We start from the raw sequence: 15,959 nt of genomic DNA, 5'->3' as shown, positions 1-15,959 counted from the left end.
CAAGCGATCGCGTGAAACAGGGAAGCTCTGACATGACAAATACTCATGGCAACGGTAACAACGCTGGCACCGCTTTTGCTATAGTGCGGGGTCATCCTTCCAGCGGATTCCGCTCCATGCGCCGATTCATCCCGTCCACGTCCTGCCTGATCGCCTTCGACACGTCGGCGCGCCACCTGTCGTTTACCAAGGCGGCGCACGAGTTGCACATGACGCAGGGCGCGGTGAGTCGCCAGGTCGCGATCCTGGAAGACTATCTGAACGTCAAGCTGTTCGAGCGCATCAACCGCCGCCTGATCCTGACCGAGCCGGGCCGCGACTACGCGTCGCAGGTGTCGAGCATCCTCAAGCAGATCGAGATGGCGACCTTTCAGGTCATGACCTACAACAGCCTGGCCAGCGTGCTCAATCTGGCGATCTTGCCGACCTTCGGCGTGAAATGGCTGATCCCGCGCCTGACCAAATTCGCTGCCGCCTATCCCGACGTGCTGCTCAACCTGAGCACCGAAGTCCTGCCTTTCGATTTCAACACGCGCCAAGTCGACGCCGCGATCCACTTCGGCGAGCCGGACTGGCCTGACACCGTCATGGTCCGCCTGATGGGCGAAGAAGTGCTGCCGGTCTGCAGCAAAGCCATGAACGACCGCATCTCCTCGGTCAGCGACCTGGCCGACATCACTCTGCTGCAGCACACCACCCGCCCGCAGGCCTGGCAGGATTGGTTCCGCCATGTCGGCGTGGACTGTCCCAACGCGCTTGCCGGACCGCGCTTCGAACAACTGGCGATGGTGATCCAGGCGGCGGTGGCCGGCATGGGCGTGGCGCTGATGCCCAAGTTCATGGTCGAAACCGAGATCAGCCTAGGCCAATTGCACGTGCCTTTCCCGTTCGCGGTGAAGAGCCCGCAATCGTATTACCTGGCCTATCCCGAGAAGAACGCCAGCAAGCCCGCCGTCATCAAATTCCGCGACTGGATACTGAGCGAACTGCAAGCCGGCTGACCTCGACGCCACTCCGTTTCGGAAATACGCTCAAACACACTAAAAGTCATGTTGAAACACGTCGACATGCTATTTCCTCTACGCATCAAAGTGGTGCATCAACACCAACAACCGCGTTGCGCCGCTTTCCAAAAATCCCTGCCAACCCTATGTGCCTGGGCGTTTCAGGCGACATTGCAATTGATGCATCGCACCATCGCGGCGCACCGTCCTACCTCCTTGCAGAACATTTTCGTGCATTAGCAAATGTAATGATGTCGTGACATTTTTTGATTTTAAAAAACGCCGCCTTATTCCTTATACTCGGGCGTCGAACGCTGTTGCAATGCTATTGCACCGCTCTTGCACCCTATTCAGCCACAAAGGAATTTCATGCCTTCTTCCCGTCTCTTCGCCACCCTGAATTTTGATCTGGCCGCCTACACCGGCAGCGATCTGACCATCCGCTCGCCGCGCGACGGGCAACTGCTTGCTACGCTCAAGGCGCACACCACGGCGCAAGCCGAAACCGCGCTGGCCGATGCGCAGACCGCCTTCCTCGCCTGGCGCGAAGTGCCGGCGCCGGTGCGCGGCGAACTGGTGCGCGTACTCGGCGAGGTGCTGCGCGAACATCGCCAGGCGCTGGGCGAACTGGTCACGCAGGAAGCCGGCAAGATCCTCTCCGAAGGTCTCGGCGAAGTACAGGAAATGATCGACATTTGCGACTTTGCCGTCGGCCTGTCGCGCCAACTGCACGGTCTGACCATCGCCTCCGAACGTCCCGGCCACCGCATGATGGAAACCTGGCACCCGCTGGGCGTGTGCGGCGTCATCACCGCCTTCAACTTCCCGGTCGCCGTGTGGGCATGGAATGCTGCGCTGGCGCTGATCTGCGGCAATGCCGTCGTCTGGAAGCCATCTGAAAAAACCCCGGTCGTGGCTCTCGCCGTACAGGCGCTGTTCGCCAAGGCGGTGGAGCGTTTCTCGGCCCAGCGTCCGAACGTAGTGCCGGCCAATCTGTGCCAGATCCTGATCGGCCGCGCCGAGATCGGCGAAGTGATGTCGCGTTCCCCGCTGGTGCCGCTGGTGAGCGCCACCGGCAGCGTGCGCATGGGCCGCAAGGTCGCCACCGTGGTCGCCGAACGCCTCGGCCGCAGCCTGCTGGAACTGGGCGGCAACAATGCCATGATCGTCGCGCCTACCGCCGACCTGAGCCTGGCGCTGCGCGCCATCACCTTCTCCGCCGTCGGCACCGCCGGCCAGCGCTGCACCAGCCTGCGCCGCCTGTTCGTCCACAGCAGCATCCATGACCAGGTGGTCGCGCAGATCAAGCGCATCTACGCCAGCGTCAAGGTTGGCGATCCCTTGCTCGCCGATACGCTGGTCGGCCCGCTGATCGACAAGGCCGCTTACGACGCCATGCAAAGCGCCCTGCAGCAAGCGCGCGGACAAGGCGGCGAAGTCACCGGCGGCGAGCGCATCGACGTGCTCGGCGACGGCGTGTATGTACGCCCGGCGCTGGTGTGCATGCCTGGCCAGACCGCGATCATGCATCACGAAACCTTCGCGCCGATTCTGTACGTCGTGAAGTACGACGAGCTGGCCGACGCCATCGCGCTCAACAACGCCGTGCCACAGGGCTTGTCGTCGGCGATCTTCACCAACGACGTGCGCGAAGCGGAAACCTTCGTCTCCGCCGTCGGCAGCGACTGCGGCCTGGCCAACGTCAACATCGGCACCAGCGGCGCTGAAATCGGCGGCGCCTTCGGCGGCGAAAAGGAAACCGGCGGCGGCCGCGAATCCGGCTCCGACGCCTGGAAGAACTACATGCGCCGCGCCACCAACACGATCAACTACAGCAAGACCTTGCCGCTGGCGCAGGGTGTGAAGTTCGACATCGACTGAGCGCCGACCTCACCGTCACCGCGCCATGAAAGAAATAAACAACAGCAATAACAACAGCAATAAATAGCCACCGGAGATGCATCGATGTCGTTCCTCAAGTTGGAAAACCTGTCCAAGCGCTACGGCGATTTCACCGCCGTCGAGAACCTTGACCTGACCGTCGAAAAAGGCGAGTTCGTCTCGCTGCTCGGCCCCTCCGGCTGCGGCAAGACCACGACCTTGCAGATGATCGCCGGCTTCGTCGAAGCCAGCGCCGGACGCATCCTGCTCAACGGTCGAGACATCACCAACGAGAAGCCCAACCGGCGCGGACTGGGCATCGTGTTCCAGAGCTATGCGCTGTTCCCGCACATGACGGTGGCTGACAACGTCAAGTTCGGATTGGAGATGCGCAAGGTTGGCGCAGCGGAAAGCGCCGAGCGCGTCAAGCAGGCGTTGGCGCTGGTGCATCTCGACAAATTCGGCCATCGCTATCCGCGTGAATTGTCCGGCGGCCAGCGTCAGCGCGTGGCGCTGGCGCGCGCGCTGGTGATCCAGCCGCCGATTCTGCTGTTGGACGAACCGATGTCCAACCTCGACGCCAAGCTGCGCGAAGAAATGCAGATCGAATTGCGTGAAATCCAGCGCAAGGTCGGCACCACCACCATCATGGTCACGCACGATCAATCCGAAGCGCTCTCCATGAGCGACCGCGTGGTGGTGATGGAAGCCGGTCATGCGGTGCAGATCGGCAAGCCGCTGGAGACCTACGAAAATCCGGTCAATGCCTTCGTCTCGCAATTCGTCGGCAAGGCCAATCTCTTGCCCGGCACGGTCGAATGGGTCAGGGACGGCAGCGCCGGCGTGCGCGTCGGCAATCATGTGCTGGAAGTGCAAGGCACCGAACTGGCAGTCGGCGAGCGCACCACGCTGTGCATCCGTCCGGAAAAAATCGAATGCTGTACCGAAGCCGAAGAACAATTGGGCGGCGTGGTCGCCTCCAGCTTCTTCCTCGGCAATCAATGGCTATACCGCTTCGAGACCGATTGCGGCGACATCCTGGTGATCCTGAAGAACAACGGCCAGACTTCCTGTCAGCCGGGCCAGCGCGTGTCGCTGCGCTGGCCGACGTCGGCCATGCGCGCAGTCGAGTCACAATCAACGCGGAGCGCGCATGTCTGACCGCGCTGCTTCCACTCTCAAGCCGAAGCGGTCGCTGCCCTATATCCTGACGGCGCCGGCCACGCTGCTGTTCGCCACGATGGTGCTGGTGCCGCTGCTGCTGACCGCGCTGCTAGCGCTCAACAGCTACGACGACAGCGTCGGCATCAAGTCGACCTATGACCTGCACAATTACCTGGCGATCTTCGGCGACGATTATTACCTGCGCATTTTCTGGCGCACCTTCTGGATCGCCGGACTGACCACGCTGATCTGCGTCATCGTGGGCGCGCCGGAAGCCTATGTACTCAGCCGCATGAGTCGCAAGTGGCGGGCCTTCTTCCTGATCGTGATCCTGGCGCCGTTGCTGGTGTCGGTGGTGGTGCGCGCGTTCGGCTGGAGCATGCTGCTCAGCGCCGACGGCCTCATCAACCACGCCCTGCAAGCCCTGGGCATGGCGCCGGTGAAGATGCTCTACACCTCCGGTGCGATCGTGGTGGCGCTGGTGCACGTGATGCTGCCGTTCATGGTGATCCCGGTGTGGACTGCGCTGCAACGGCTGGACCCGACCGTGGAACACGCGGCCTTGTCGCTCAATGCTTCGCAAGCGACCGTGCTGCGCCGGATCCTGTTGCCGCAAGTCGCGCCCGGTGTGCTCTCGGGCAGCCTGATCGTGTTCGGCCTGAGCGCCAGCGCCTTCGCGATTCCCGGCCTGCTGGGCGGACGCCGCCTGAAGATGGTCGCCACCACCGTGTACGACGAATTCCTCGGTTCGCTCAACTGGCCGCTGGGCGCCTCGATCGCCATCGTGCTGCTGGTCGCCAATCTGATCATCATGATGACTTACAACCGGATCCTGGAACGCCGCTATTCCAAGACCCTGGGCTGACGGAGACAAGAACATGCGAAGCAACGGTCCGATTGCCCTGCTCTTTCACACGCTGGTGGTGACCTTCGTGCTGGCGCCGCTGGTGCTGGTATGCCTGGTCGCCTTCACGGCGCAAGACACCTTGTCATTGCCGTTCGCCGGCGGCTATGGTGCTTCCCTGCGCTGGTTCAAGGCGGTGTTCGATCACCCTGACTTTTTGCAGTCCTTCTACAACAGCCTGCAACTGGCGCTGATGTCGGCCACGCTGTCGGTATGCATCGCGCTGCCTGCCGGCCTGGCGCTGGGACGTTATCGCTTTCCCGGACGGGACGCGCTCAACGGCTTGTTCCTGTCGCCGCTGATCATTCCTTCACTGGTGCTGGGCGTGGCCTTCATGCGCATGTTTTCGGTGATGGGAATTACCGGTTCGTTCTTCTGGCTGGTCGTGGCGCATACCGTGGTCATCACGCCCTACGTGCTGCGCATGGTGCTGGCGGCGGTGATGGGCATCGACCGCAGCAGCGAACAGGCCGCGCAGTCGCTGGGCGCCGGGCCGTGGACGGTGTTTCGCCGCATCACGCTGCCGGCGATCCTGCCTGGCCTGAGCGGCGGCTGGATGCTGGCCTTCATCAACAGTTTCGACGAGCTGACGATGTCGATCTTCGTCACCACGCCGGCCACCGTCACGCTGCCGGTACGCATGTACATGTACGCCACCGAATCGATCGATCCGATGATGGCCTCGGTGTCGGCGCTGATGATCCTGATCACCGGCGGCGCCATGCTGATTCTTGATCGCCTGTACGGTCTCGACCGCATCCTCATCGGAGAACGTGTATGAGCCTGCTCAGGCGCGTGGCCGAACAGGAACGCAAGAGCGTTTCGTTCTGGCTCGACGGCAAGCCGCTCAGCGCGCGCGCCGGCGACAGCGTACTGACGGCGGTATTGACGCAGGCCGATCAGTTGCGCCGCAGCGAATTCAGCGGTGCGCCGCGCGCCGGATTTTGCCTGATCGGCTGCTGCCAGGATTGCTGGATGCGCAGTGAAGACGGCGGCGCCGTGCGTGCGTGCACCACCGAGATTGCGGAAGGCATGCGCCTGCTCAGCGGCACGGTTCCGACGGTCGCAGGAGACACCGCATGAACGCCGCCGCCCCGACCTCCCCGAACATTGTCATCATCGGCGCCGGACCGGCCGGCGTGCGCGCGGCGCAGACGCTGGTGGAAGCCGGCCTGCGTCCGATCGTCATCGACGAAAACCGGCGCGCCGGCGGCCAGATTTACCGCCAGCCGCCGCCGGGTTTTGTACGCTCGAAGAAAGAACTCTACGGCTTCGAAGCCGCCAAGGCCGAAGCGCTGCACAACAGCTTCGAACAACTGCGCGCAAAGATCGATTACCGTCCCGACACACTGGTATGGAACTGCATGCCTGGCCATCCCGGACAACTCGACCTGCTGCACGCGCAACGCCATGCCGAACAAGCTTACTCGCACCTGATCCTGTGCACCGGCGCGCTCGACCGCGTCATGCCCTTCCCCGGCTGGACGCTGCCCGGTGTGTACACGCTGGGCGCAGCGCAGGTCGCGCTCAAGGCGCAGGGCTGCGTGCTCGACGGTCGCGTCGTCATCGCCGGCTCCGGTCCGCTGCTGTATTTGCTGGCCTATCAATACACCAAGGCCGGCGCCAATGTGGTCGCCGTACTCGATACCGCGCGCTTCGGCGGCAAGCTGCGCGCACTGCCGGCGCTGCTGCGCCAGCCGGTTACGTTCGCCAAAGGTCTGTATTTCATGGGATGGCTGCGCGTCAAAGGAATCCCGCTCCTGGACGGCGTCGAACAGATCGCCGCCGATGGCAAGCAAGCCATCCAAAGCCTGCGCTGGACGCGCGGCGGCAAGACCACCGAGATCGCCTGCGATGCGCTGGCGACCGGCTTCGGCCTGCGTTCGGAAACCCAGCTCGCCGAATTGGCCGGTTGCCATTTCGTCTTCGATGAACTCAACCAGCAATGGCTGCCGCAACGCGATGACGCCGGCCGCAGCAGCGTGCCCGGCGTGTATCTGGCCGGCGACGGCAGCGGCATCGCCGGCGCCGACGCCGCCGAACTGAGCGGACGCGCCGCCGCACTGGCATTGCTGCAAGACCTTGGCCTGCCGGCGAACGCCGCCGCCAAAACAGCAGCGGAACAAGAGAGCAGGCGGCTTGCGCAAACCCTGCGCAGCAACCTGCAATTCCGCCAGGGACTGGAGACGGCCTTCCCCACCGCCGTGCACTGGGCGCGCGACTGCGCCGACGATCTGGTGATCTGCCGCTGCGAAGAAATCACCGCCGGACAATTGCGCCGCAGCGTGCAGCAGGAAGGCACCGTTGAAATCAATCGCCTCAAGGCGATGACGCGTGTTGGCATGGGCCGCTGCCAGGGCCGCATGTGCGGCGCGGCTGCAGCAGAAATTCTGGCCCACGCCACCGGCGTCAGCGTCGCCGAAGCGGGCCGCCTGCGCGTGCAGGCCCCGGTCAAGCCGATACCGGTCAGCGCCGCGCTGGCTGCGGAAGAACAGACATGAGCAAGCCAGCCGACAAGCAGGTCAACAGCATCATCGACACCGACGTCGCCATCATCGGCGGCGGCCTCATGGGCACCTCGGCGGCGCTGGAATTGCGCCGCCAGCAACGCTCGGTAGTCGTGCTCGAACAAGGCTGGTGCGGGGCGCAGGCCAGCGGCGTGAACTACGGCGGCGTGCGCCGCCAGGGTCGCGCCGCCTGCCAGTTGCCGCTGTCGCAGCGCGCGCATGCGATCTGGCGGCGACTAGAACAAACCATCGGCAGCGACGGCGAATACATCGCCTCCGGCCATCTGAAACTGGCGCGCAGCGACGCCGACATGCAAGAGCTGATCGCCTATCGCGAGATGGCGGCCGCTTACGGACTGGAACTCGAATTGCTCGAAGCCGAGGCCCTGCGGCGGCGCTATCCGTGGATCGGCAAGCAGGCTTATGGCGCATCGCTGTGCGCCGAAGACGGTCACGCCAATCCGCGCCTGATCGCCGCCGCTTTTGCGCGCGCCGCCGAACAGGCCGGCGCACGACTGCTGCAACAGAGCGCCGTCCGGGAATGCAGTTTCGACGGCAATTATTTCGTACTGATCAACAGCCGCGGCGAGCGCGTGCGCAGCCGCTTCCTGCTCAATTGCAGCGGCGCCTGGGGCAAGGAGATCGCCGAACATTTCGGCGACACCGTCTCCGAACAGGCGATCTATCCCAACATGTGCGTGACCGAACCGCTGCCGCCGCTGATGAACCTGAGCCTGGGCGTGGTCGGCGGCGCGTTTTATGCACGCCAGGTCGAGCGCGGCAACGTCGTGCTCGGCGGCGGTCGCGGCATCGGCAACCTGGCGCTGGATGCCACGCGGCCGCGTGCAAGCTCCAGCTTCAAGGCGCTGGCTGCGCTGACGGAGATGGTCCCGGCGCTACGCAACGCGCTGGTGATCCGTACCTGGAGCGGCGTCGAAGGCGAGACGCCAGATCACCAGCCGGTCATCGGCCCGAGCGCCACCACGCCCGGCCTGTTGCATGCATTCGGTTTTTCGGGGGCGGGTTTCCAGCTCGCCCCGGCCGTCGGCGAAGTGCTCGCCGAACTGGTCACCAAAGGAGAAAGCAGCACCCCGATTGACGCATTTTCAATCAAGCGATTTGCAGTTCAACAGCCATCAAAAGAAGAATCAAGGGTTTAACCGTTTCAAGTTGAAAAGTTTGAATTCCCCGGCGCCCAAGGTTCCGGGGGTCGTTTTTACCGCCAAGGAGATCCACAAATGAACATGAAATATCTGACGCTGACCTGTATGCTGACCGCCGTCCTCGGCGTGTGGTCGTCTGCCCAGGCCCAGACCAAAACCCTGTACGTCGGCATGAACGGCGGCACCATGGAAAAGAATTACACCACCGGCATCTTCCCCGATTTCGAGAAAGCCAATAACGTCAAGGTGGTGGTCGTGCCCGGCACCTCGTCCGACATCATCGCCAAGATGCAGGCGCAAAAAGACAAGCCGCAAATGCACGTGGTGTTCCTCGATGACGGCGTGATGTACCGCGCAGTCAACATGGGCCTGTGCGAAAAAGTGCGCGACACCCCCGTGCTCAAGGACCTCTATCCGTTCGCCCGCCTGGCCAACGATCAGGCCGTGGCGGTCGACATGGGCGTGGTCGGCATCGGCTACAACAAGAAGATGTTTGCTGAAAAGGGCTGGCCTGCGCCGACCTCGTGGCTGGATTTCGCCGATCCGAAGTACAAACAGAAGGTGGTATTCCAATCCATCTCCAGCAGCACCTTCGGCCTGTATGGCTTCATGATGTACAACCGCCTGGTCGGCGGCACCGACAAGAACGTCGAGCCGGGCTTCAAGAAATGGCCTACCTCGGTCGGCCCCAACGTGCTCGAATATCTGTCGAGCTCGGCCAAGATTTCGGAAATGATCCAGACCAACGAAGCCGCGATCTTCCCGCTGACCGTGACTGCCATCGCCAACCTCAAGGCCAAGGGCATCCCGGCCGAGTTCGTCACGCCGAAAGAAGGCGGCGTGCTGCTGATGGTCGGCGCCTGTGCGCTCAAGAACAACAGCGAGCCTGACCTGTCGCAAAAGCTGATCGAGTATCTGCTGAGCGTGCCGGCGCAAACCAAGGGCATGGAAATGGCCGCGTCGATCCCGGTCAACCGCAACGTCAAGCTGACCGAAGCGGCGCAGGCCAAACTCGGCGGCAAGACCGAAGTCCTGACCAAGAACATGAACACCATCGACTGGGACTCGGTCAACGAAAAACGCACCGAGTGGAACAACCGCTGGAACCGCATGGTTGAGCAGTAATTGGGTTAGGTGCGCCGGATCTCGGTCCGGCACACACGACTGAAGTCTTTTTCAGGATTTATCAGGAACCGGCGGCATGGCTCCATGCCCGCCGGCTTCCTCTCCTTCCGCATTCTGCACACCTGCACACGCCATGAAACCAGCCTATCGTTTTAACCCCGCGTTTCAGACGCCGCAGGGTTCCCCTATTCGCGAGCTGTTCAAGTACACCCAGCAGCAGGGCATGATCTCGTTTGCCGGCGGCTACCCGTCGCCGGCGCTGTTCGACGCCGAAGCGCTGGCGCACAGCGGCGCCGCCGTGTTGCGCGAGTCACCGACGGCCTGCCTGCAATACGGCGCGACCGAAGGCGTGCCGGCGCTGACCGCAGCGCTGCGCGCACTCACGCAGGAACGCACCGGCGGCAAGGCCTCGGTGGAGAACCTGCTGGTCACGACCGGTTCGCAGCAAGCCTTCGAGTTGTTGCTGCGCGTGCTGGTTGGCCCGGGCGATTGCGTAGCCATCGAACGACCGGCTTATCCAGCGGCGATACAGGCGCTGCGGCTGGCCAATGCCGAGATGCTGGAAGTCCCCAGCGACGACGACGGCATGGATACCCAGGCGCTGGAAAAAATGCTGCTGGCCGGCGCCCGTCCCAAGCTGCTGTACGTGGTGCCGACCTTCGCCAATCCGACCGGCGCGACCCTGCCGGCGTCACGCCGCCGCCATCTGCTGGAACTGGCGGTGCGCTATCAGATGCTGGTGATTGAAGACGACCCTTACGGTGAATTGCGCTTCGCCGGTGCGCCGCAGCCGCTGCTGCTGGAAATCGCCGCCGATGTGCCGGGCGGCGCCGACTGGCTGGTGTATCTGTCGAGTCTGTCGAAAATCGTCGCACCCGGCCTGCGCATCGGCTGGATGAGCGGCCCTGCCGAAATCCTGCGGCGCGCCGTCATCGCCAAGCAAACCGGCGACCTGTGCACGGCGCCATGGATGCAGCTCGCCGCCGCGCGCTATCTGCACGACGGCTGCCTCGCGCGGCATTTGCCGACCATCATTGCGACCTACAAGGAGCGTTGCGAGACCATGCTGGCAGCCTTGCAGGAATGTTTCGGCGACACGCTGGAAGTCACGGTCCCGCAAGGCGGCATGTTCGTGTGGGCACGCTGGCGCGATGGCACGGAAGCCAATGCGCTATTGCAGCGAGCAGTTCTTGAGAATGTGATGTATGTGCCGGGCAGCGCGTTCTATGCCGGCGGCGCCGATCCGGCGCGGCTGCGACTGTCGTTCGCCACCGCCTCGCCGGAGGAAATCAGGACCGGAGTGGCGCGCCTGAAGACGGCGCATGACAAATTGAGGACCTGACCCGGGCGGGTGCGGTAGCAACCCACGCTCAGACGCTGATATTACCCAGCGTGCTGGCGCGATAGGCGGCCACGAAGGTATCGAAATCGCCGACCTGGGTGCGCTCGATCGATTGTTGATCTTCGATCGACGTGTTGGCGGTGGCGACGAATTCTGCGGTTTGCTCTGCGCTCAGCGGGCGCGCCAGGAATTGCGCGGCCTGCTCCTTGCTCTGGTTCAGCGCAAAGGCGGCGAAGGAGTTGCCGGCCGCGCGCACTTCGCGCAGCACGCGCGCCGACGGCGTCAGCTCGACATCGCGCAACTTCTCGCGCTGCGCCTGCAGCGCCTCTGCATGCTCGGAACCGCCGGCCTGGGCGTCCAGCAAATCGGCGATCGGCTGCATACGCTCCAGCAGCGACAGGCCCCAGTCCTGCAAGCCAACCTCTTTGCCTTCCTGTTCCAGCTGCAAACCGGGACGACGGCCTTCCTTGACCACGCGCGAGAAATTGCAGCGGCTTTCGGCGCCGCTCTCGTCGGAGGTCAGCGAGCTCTCTTCAAACGCGATGAAATGCAGGAACACGTCGAGGAAGCGCGACGCCTTCAGGCTCACCCCGAGCGGCTCGAACGGGTCGATGTCCATGCAACGCACTTCGACGTATTGCACGCCGCGCGCCGCCAGCGCCTGCACCGGCCGTTCGCCGCTGTAGATGACGCGCTTGGGACGGATTGCCGAGTAGAACTCGTTTTCGATCTGCAGGATATTGGTGTTGATCTGGATCCACTCGCCGTCGCGCTTGGTGCCCAGTTCTTCGTACGCGGGATACGGCTGGCTGACGGCTTGCGACAGGCTCCGGATATAGCTGTGCAGGTTGTTGTAGTGCGGCGTGATGTTGGCCTGGGCGTTGCTCTGGTAGCCGAGGTCGCTCATGCGCAAGCTGGTGGCGTACGGCAGGTAGAGCGTGTCGTCGCTGAGCGTCTCCAGCTTGTGCGGACGGCCGCGCAGGAAATTCGTCGCCAGCGCCGGCGAAGCGCCGAACAGATACATCAGCAGCCAGCTGTAGCGGCGGAAATTGCGGATCAGCGCAATATAACTCTCTGATTGGTAATCGCGCGCCGAGAACGATGGCTCGACGTTCTGCTCGCGATCGTCCAGCTCGCGCAACAGGGTCCAGACGTCTTCGCTGAGCGAGAAGTTGTAGTGGATGCCGGCGATGCATTGCATGGTCTTGCCGTAGCGCAGCGCCAGGCCGCGCCGGTAGACGTGTTTCAATGTGCCGATGTGCGAGGTGCCGTACCAGGCGATGGGGATGTCTTCTTCGGGCGGCAGCACACAGGGCATGGACTCGTTCCACAGCAGTTCGCCGTTCAGATTGGCGTGCACGAAGCGGTGGATTTCATCGAGGCGTTGGAGCGCCTCGGCGATGTCTGGTTTGGCCGGCGTGATGAATTCCAGCAGGGATTCCGAATAGTCGGTGGTGATCTGTTCGTTGGTCAGCGCCGAGCCCAGCACGGCCGGATGCGGCGTGGTCGCCAGCTGTCCGTTGGTGGTCACCCGCAAGGTTTCCCGCTCCACGCCACGCAAGCCACGACTGAGCAACGCGCGATTTTCCGGGCTGGCAAAAAGGGCTAGGCGGCGGGTCAGCAGATCGGTCATGCAAGGTCCTCAGATGTCACTCAATTCGATTGGTTGGCGGAGCATAACCGAAAATTAAAATCAGCGTCGTCCGACGCCCCGGTGTCGAAATCGGGCCGACGACTCGCATCCCGTCCGTCCACGGCTCCGCGACCGCCGAAGGCAAGGCCCCTTATAATGACGCTTTATTTTCCCTCTTTTTCAGCCCCAGCCACCATGCCAGCACAACTCATCGACGGTAACCTGCTCTCCCAACAACTGCGCGCCGACGTCGCCAAACGCGCCGCCGCCCTCACCGCCAAGGGCAAACAGGCCGGCCTGGCCGTGATCCTGGTGGGCGACAGCCCGGCTTCGCAGGTCTACGTCCGCAACAAGGTCAAGGCCTGTGAAGACAACGGCCTGCACTCGGTGCTGGAAAAATACGACGCCGCCCTGACCGAAGCCGAGTTACTGGCGCGCATTGACGCCCTGAACAAGGACCCGAAGATCAACGGCATCCTGGTGCAATTGCCGCTGCCGGCACATATCGACGCCCATAAGGTAATCGAAGCGATTGCCGCCGAAAAGGACGTCGACGGTTTCCACGTCAGCAATGCCGGCCTGCTGATGACCGGCCAGCCGCTGTTCCGCCCGTGCACGCCTTACGGCGTCATGAAGATGCTGGAATCCATCGATTATCCGGTGCGCGGCGCCAATGCCGTGGTGGTCGGTGCCTCCAACATCGTCGGCAAGCCGCAGGCCATGTTGCTCTTGCAAGCCGGGGCTACCGTCACTATCTGTAATTCAAAGACCCGCGATCTGGGCCACCATACCCGCCAGGCAGACATTCTGGTGGTGGCCACCGGCAAGCGCAACATCGTCACCGCCGACATGGTCAAACCCGGCGCAGTCGTTATTGATGTCGGCATGAACCGCGACGATAACGGCAAGTTGTGCGGCGATGTGGATTTCGCCAATGCCAAGGAAGTCGCAGGTTACATCACCCCCGTGCCCGGCGGCGTGGGTCCGATGACCATCACCATGTTGCTGGTCAACACCATTGAAGCTGCTGAAAGAACCTGAGTCCCATGACCACCACCACTACTGCAGATACCACGATCACTTCCGGCAACAACCCGCTGCTGGATTTTTCCGGCCTGGCGCGTTTCGACGCGATCAAGCCTGAACACGTCACTCCGGCCGTCGACACCCTGCTGGCCAAGGCAAGCACATTGGTCACCGAGCTGGAAGCCCCCATGGCACAAGTTACCTGGGCCAACTTCGTCGAGCCGCTGGAAAACGCCACCGAGCAACTGGGCCGCGCCTGGAGCATCGTCGGACATCTGAATTCGGTGGTGGACACGCCGGAACTGCGCGCCACCTACAATGAAAACCAGCCCCGCCTGGTCGAGTTCTGGACCGCGCTGGGCCAGAATCTGGCGCTGTTCGAAAAATACAAGGCGGTGCAAAACGGCCCGGAATACGCCAGCCTGTCAGGCGCCCGCAAGAAGGTCATCGACAACGCCGTGCGCGACTTCCGCCTGTCCGGCGCCGAGCTGTCCGACGACCAGAAGGAACGCTTCGCCGAGATCCAGGAAAAGTCGGCCGCGCTGACCACCCGCTTCTCGGAAAACATCCTCGACGCCACCAATGATTTCGGCCTGTTCGTTGAAAACGAAACCGACCTGGCCGGCCTGCCGGACGATGTCAAGCAAGCTGCACGCGCGGCTGCCGAAAAAGACGGGACGCCGGGTTTCAAATTTACCCTGCACTTCCCGTCCTACTTCCCGATCCTGCAATACGCCCATAGCCGCAGCCTGCGCGAGCAGATCTACCGCGCCAACGCCACCAAGGCCTCGGAGCTCGGCGCCAAGCCGGAATGGGACAACACCGCCAACATGCAGGAAATCCTGCAATTGCGCCATGAAGAAGCCGTGATGCTGGGCTTCAAGAATTTCGCCGAATTGTCGCTGGTGCCGAAGATGGCGCAGTCGCCGCAAGAAGTCATCGGCTTCCTCGAAGACCTGGGCCGCCGCGCGCGTTCCTATGGCGAAAAGGACTGGGAAGAACTGCGCGCCTTCGCGAAGGACGAGCTCGGTATCGACACGATCGAAGCCTGGGACATGACCTACGCCGCCGAAAAGCTGCGTGAACAGCGCTATGCCTTCTCGGAGCAGGAAGTGAAGCAATATTTCCCTGAGCCGAAGGTAACCGAAGGCCTGTTCCAGGTCATCCAGCGCCTGTTCAACGTCAGCATCAAACCCGACAGCGCCCCGGTCTGGCATCCGGACGTGAAATTCTTCCGCATCGAGCGCGACGGCAAGCTGGTCGGCCAGTTCTATCTCGATCTGTACGCCCGCAGCGGCAAGCGCGGCGGCGCCTGGATGGACGACGCCCGCGGCCGCCGCATGACTGCCAATGGCGTGCAGACGCCGATCGCTTACCTGGTCTGCAACTTCACCGAACCGATGACCGTCGACGGCACGGGGGGGAAAGAGCGGAAGCCTGCGCTGTTCACCCACGATGAAGTCATCACGCTGTTCCACGAATCCGGCCACGGCCTGCACCACATGCTCACGCAAGTCGACGAAGTCGGCGTGTCGGGCATCTCCGGCGTGGAATGGGATGCGGTCGAACTGCCGTCGCAGTTCATGGAAAACTTCTGCTGGGAATGGGAAGTGTTGCAACACATGACCGCCCACGCCGACACCGGTGCGCCGCTGCCGCGCGAACTGTTCGACAAGATGACCGCCGCCAAGAACTTCCAGTCCGGCTTGCAGATGCTGCGCCAGGTCGAGTTCTCGCTGTTCGACATGCACATCCATTACGACTACGACGCGTCCGGCAAGGACAGCGTGCAGTCGGTGTTGAACGCCGTGCGCGACAAGTTCGCGGTGATTCGTCCGCCGGAATTCAATCGCTTCCAGCATTCGTTCAGCCACATCTTCGCGGGTGGCTATGCGGCCGGCTATTACAGCTACAAGTGGGCGGAAGTCTTGTCGGCCGACGCTTACAGCGCGTTTGAAGAAGCTGCGGCCAAGGGCGACAACGTGGTCTCGATCGAAACCGGCCTGCGCTTCCAGAAGGAAATCCTGGCCGTCGGTGGTTCGCGTCCGGCGATTGAATCATTCAAGGCCTTCCGCGGCCGCGAACCCAGCATTGATGCACTGCTGCGTCATAGCGGCATGGCTGCTTAGCATGGCAACGTAGATAAATTAGTTTCGTACCGCCCGAAAACCCGCGAAGTTCGCTTCGCGGGTTTTCGTTATTCTGGGATA

The 15,959-nt window shown here is 62.8% G+C and carries 13 protein-coding genes; 12 read left to right on the top strand and 1 reads right to left on the bottom strand.

Annotation, left to right across the window (positions count from 1 at the left end):
- Positions 1-116 precede the first annotated feature (116 nt).
- The 10 genes from gcvA to E4P32_RS00785 all read left to right on the top strand — a co-directional run bounded on the left by gcvA (position 117) and on the right by E4P32_RS00785 (position 11,090).
- Positions 117-1,001: a transcriptional regulator GcvA gene (gcvA, locus tag E4P32_RS00830; RefSeq protein ID WP_007876197.1), complete on the top strand. Its 885-nt coding sequence runs from the start codon at positions 117-119 to the stop codon at positions 999-1,001.
- A gap of 372 nt (positions 1,002-1,373) precedes the next feature.
- Positions 1,374-2,885 carry an aldehyde dehydrogenase family protein gene (locus E4P32_RS00825; protein WP_116433689.1) on the top strand — a complete coding sequence of 504 codons (1,512 nt, stop codon included), beginning with the start codon at positions 1,374-1,376 and terminating at the stop codon, positions 2,883-2,885.
- Between the two features lie 84 nt (positions 2,886-2,969).
- Positions 2,970-4,046 carry an ABC transporter ATP-binding protein gene (locus tag E4P32_RS00820; protein WP_116433690.1) on the top strand — a complete coding sequence of 359 codons (1,077 nt, stop codon included), beginning with the start codon at positions 2,970-2,972 and terminating at the stop codon, positions 4,044-4,046.
- A complete protein-coding gene (locus E4P32_RS00815) occupies positions 4,039-4,914 on the top strand; it encodes an ABC transporter permease (protein WP_116433691.1) in 876 nt (291 codons plus the stop codon). Before E4P32_RS00820 ends, E4P32_RS00815 begins: the two co-directional genes overlap by 8 nt.
- Positions 4,915-4,927: 13 nt before the next feature.
- Positions 4,928-5,734, top strand: coding sequence for an ABC transporter permease (locus E4P32_RS00810; protein ID WP_116433692.1), 807 nt, complete (start codon positions 4,928-4,930; stop codon positions 5,732-5,734).
- Positions 5,731-6,036 (top strand): (2Fe-2S)-binding protein, encoded by a 306-nt coding sequence (locus tag E4P32_RS00805; RefSeq protein WP_116433693.1) that lies wholly within the window; start codon positions 5,731-5,733, stop codon positions 6,034-6,036. Before E4P32_RS00810 ends, E4P32_RS00805 begins: the two co-directional genes overlap by 4 nt.
- Positions 6,033-7,454 carry an NAD(P)/FAD-dependent oxidoreductase gene (locus E4P32_RS00800; protein WP_116433694.1) on the top strand — a complete coding sequence of 474 codons (1,422 nt, stop codon included), beginning with the start codon at positions 6,033-6,035 and terminating at the stop codon, positions 7,452-7,454. The genes E4P32_RS00805 and E4P32_RS00800 overlap by 4 nt, the downstream gene beginning before the upstream one ends.
- A complete protein-coding gene (locus tag E4P32_RS00795) occupies positions 7,451-8,620 on the top strand; it encodes an FAD-binding oxidoreductase (protein WP_199525593.1) in 1,170 nt (389 codons plus the stop codon). Before E4P32_RS00800 ends, E4P32_RS00795 begins: the two co-directional genes overlap by 4 nt.
- 78 nt (positions 8,621-8,698) lie before the next feature.
- Positions 8,699-9,748, top strand: a complete 1,050-nt coding sequence (locus tag E4P32_RS00790) for an ABC transporter substrate-binding protein (RefSeq protein ID WP_116433695.1) — start codon at positions 8,699-8,701, stop codon at positions 9,746-9,748.
- A 133-nt stretch (positions 9,749-9,881) separates the two neighbouring features.
- Entirely contained in the window at positions 9,882-11,090 is a 1,209-nt protein-coding gene (locus tag E4P32_RS00785) for a PLP-dependent aminotransferase family protein (RefSeq protein ID WP_116433696.1), read from the top strand.
- A 28-nt stretch (positions 11,091-11,118) separates the two neighbouring features.
- On the opposite strand, the gene gshA is transcribed toward E4P32_RS00785, so the two are convergent.
- Positions 11,119-12,723, bottom strand: coding sequence for a glutamate--cysteine ligase (gene gshA / locus E4P32_RS00780; protein ID WP_116433697.1), 1,605 nt, complete (start codon positions 12,721-12,723; stop codon positions 11,119-11,121).
- 195 nt (positions 12,724-12,918) lie between these two features.
- Between gshA and folD the strand changes: the two genes are divergently transcribed.
- Together folD and E4P32_RS00770 are read left to right on the top strand one after the other, a co-directional pair.
- Positions 12,919-13,764: a bifunctional methylenetetrahydrofolate dehydrogenase/methenyltetrahydrofolate cyclohydrolase FolD gene (folD, locus tag E4P32_RS00775; protein ID WP_116433698.1), complete on the top strand. Its 846-nt coding sequence runs from the start codon at positions 12,919-12,921 to the stop codon at positions 13,762-13,764.
- 5 nt (positions 13,765-13,769) lie between these two features.
- Positions 13,770-15,878 carry a M3 family metallopeptidase gene (locus E4P32_RS00770; RefSeq protein ID WP_116433699.1) on the top strand — a complete coding sequence of 703 codons (2,109 nt, stop codon included), beginning with the start codon at positions 13,770-13,772 and terminating at the stop codon, positions 15,876-15,878.
- Positions 15,879-15,959: the final 81 nt, after the last annotated feature.

It is taken from the genome of Herbaspirillum sp. 3R11, from assembly GCF_004563925.1.
GTDB lineage: Bacteria > Pseudomonadota > Gammaproteobacteria > Burkholderiales > Burkholderiaceae_D > Herbaspirillum.
This window is presented reverse-complemented; position numbering and strand designations above follow the sequence as displayed.

Bases quoted from the DNA above. Each gene is read 5' to 3' on its own strand.
- folD (WP_116433698.1), top strand. From the start codon at position 12,919: ATGCCAGCACAACTCATCGACGGTAACCTGCTCTCCCAACAACTGCGC.
- E4P32_RS00820 (WP_116433690.1), top strand. From the start codon at position 2,970: ATGTCGTTCCTCAAGTTGGAAAACCTGTCCAAGCGCTACGGCGATTTC.
- E4P32_RS00795 (WP_199525593.1), top strand. From the start codon at position 7,451: ATGAGCAAGCCAGCCGACAAGCAGGTCAACAGCATCATCGACACCGAC.
- E4P32_RS00825 (WP_116433689.1), top strand. From the start codon at position 1,374: ATGCCTTCTTCCCGTCTCTTCGCCACCCTGAATTTTGATCTGGCCGCC.
- gshA (WP_116433697.1), bottom strand. From the start codon at position 12,723: ATGACCGATCTGCTGACCCGCCGCCTAGCCCTTTTTGCCAGCCCGGAA.
- E4P32_RS00790 (WP_116433695.1), top strand. From the start codon at position 8,699: ATGAACATGAAATATCTGACGCTGACCTGTATGCTGACCGCCGTCCTC.
- E4P32_RS00810 (WP_116433692.1), top strand. From the start codon at position 4,928: ATGCGAAGCAACGGTCCGATTGCCCTGCTCTTTCACACGCTGGTGGTG.
- E4P32_RS00800 (WP_116433694.1), top strand. From the start codon at position 6,033: ATGAACGCCGCCGCCCCGACCTCCCCGAACATTGTCATCATCGGCGCC.
- E4P32_RS00815 (WP_116433691.1), top strand. From the start codon at position 4,039: ATGTCTGACCGCGCTGCTTCCACTCTCAAGCCGAAGCGGTCGCTGCCC.
- E4P32_RS00785 (WP_116433696.1), top strand. From the start codon at position 9,882: ATGAAACCAGCCTATCGTTTTAACCCCGCGTTTCAGACGCCGCAGGGT.
- gcvA (WP_007876197.1), top strand. From the start codon at position 117: ATGCGCCGATTCATCCCGTCCACGTCCTGCCTGATCGCCTTCGACACG.
- E4P32_RS00770 (WP_116433699.1), top strand. From the start codon at position 13,770: ATGACCACCACCACTACTGCAGATACCACGATCACTTCCGGCAACAAC.
- E4P32_RS00805 (WP_116433693.1), top strand. From the start codon at position 5,731: ATGAGCCTGCTCAGGCGCGTGGCCGAACAGGAACGCAAGAGCGTTTCG.